The 1,669-nt window shown below is 60.1% G+C and carries 1 protein-coding gene; it reads left to right on the forward strand.

The features are described 5' to 3' along the window. Window positions 1-262 precede the first annotated feature (262 nt). Window positions 263-1,447, forward strand: a complete 1,185-nt coding sequence (locus tag BAQU_RS10210) for an IS256 family transposase (RefSeq protein ID WP_094695337.1) — start codon at window positions 263-265, stop codon at window positions 1,445-1,447. Window positions 1,448-1,669 lie beyond the last annotated feature (222 nt).

Below are 1,669 nucleotides of genomic sequence, written 5' to 3' on the forward strand. Positions count from 1 at the left end.
CATGGCCCGACCTAGCCGGTTCATTACATCAAGTCGATTCGTAATAGTCAGCATGCGATGACTATACATTAGATGATGTACTGTTGTCAAGTCCGGACATCAGGTAGTAGGCAGCTACGGAAATCAGGCACTAACGAAGTCCATAAATCGGGATAACGTCCGGATTCTTGCGCAGTTTTGAGGTGGTGGGAGCATAGCCCGTCCTGTGTGTACGATTTTCAATCGCTGAAAGAGAAAACCGATTGGAAAGCAGGTACGGGCCATGCCCAAGCACATTTTACAGGTGAATCAACCCATGTTCGAGACCCAACTGGACCGGATGGTGAGCGAGAAGGTCACCGAGATCCTCAACCGGATGCTGGACGCCGAGGCCGACGAGATCACCGGCGCGGCCCGCTACGAGCGTTCCTGCGGCAGGAAGGCGTATCGTGCCGGCCATTACGAACGCGATCTGACGGTCAAGGCCGGCAAATTGAGTGTGAGGGTGCCGAAGCTGAAGGGCGCCCTGTTCGAGTCGGCGGTCATCGAACGGTACCGACGCCGGGAGGAGAGCGTGGAGGAGGCCTTGATCGACATGTACCTGGCGGGCGTGTCCACCCGCCGCGTCGACGACATCTCCCAGGCGCTGTGGGGAGCGCGGATGCCGTCGCAGACCCTGTCGGACAAGCTCAGGAAGGTCTACGGGGACATCGACGCCTGGCGCGAACGCCCGCTATCCCAGGCCTACCCGTATGTGTTCATGGACGGCGTGTGGCACAAGCGTTCGTGGGGTGGCGCCGTGGAGAACGTGAGCATACTGGTCGCGATCGGCATCGGGTCGGACGGGCATCGGGAGGTGATCGGCGTGGCGGAGGGCATGAAGGAGGATTCGGCGAGCTGGAACAGCTTCGTCTCCTCGCTCATCTCGCGTGGGCTTACCGGCGTGCGCCTGGTGACCGGCGACCGGTGCGCCGGACTGGTGAACACCGTCAGTGAACTCCTGCCACAGGCCCGCTACCAGCGGTGCATGGTGCACTTCATGCGCAACGTGCTCTCGAAAGTCTCCCCTCGTCACACCCGATGGGCCGGGGACGCGCTCAAGGCCGTGTTCGCGATGGAATCACGCGAATCGGCGTTGGCCAAGGCCGAGCAGGTCGCCACCGAGATGGAGGAGCGGAAACTCAGGGAGGCCGCCAAGTGCCTGCGCGAGGGCATCGACGAGACCACCACGTACCTGCTCAAGGATTACCCGGTCGAGCATCGCCGGCGCATCCGAACGAACAACATGATCGAACGGTTGAACCGGGAGATCCGCAGGAGAACCCGCGTGGTGGGCGCTTTCCCGGATGGTAGATCGGCATTGATGCTCATCACTGCGAGAATCCGCTACGTCACCGGCAACCAGTGGTCGACCCGCCGCTACCTGGACATGTCCCGACTCCACGACACCATACAGGAAGCGAACTGACAACGCACACAGGAAACAAAAACCAAAGTGCGCAAGAACCCGGGCACTACCTCAAGCAGCATCTATGGCAGCAGCTTGAGAACCGTTCGCCCGTCATAGCCGACGATGTCCGCTCCTCTACATTGTGCAAACTCATCAACATTCCAGGTCAGCCTGGACGTCTGATGATTCGTTGCGGATACCGCATTGCCGAAGCCGCGATTGGTTTCAATTAGCCAGTCG

The sequence above is a fragment of the Bifidobacterium aquikefiri genome (assembly GCF_002259795.1).
GTDB classification, from domain to species: domain Bacteria; phylum Actinomycetota; class Actinomycetes; order Actinomycetales; family Bifidobacteriaceae; genus Bombiscardovia; species Bombiscardovia aquikefiri.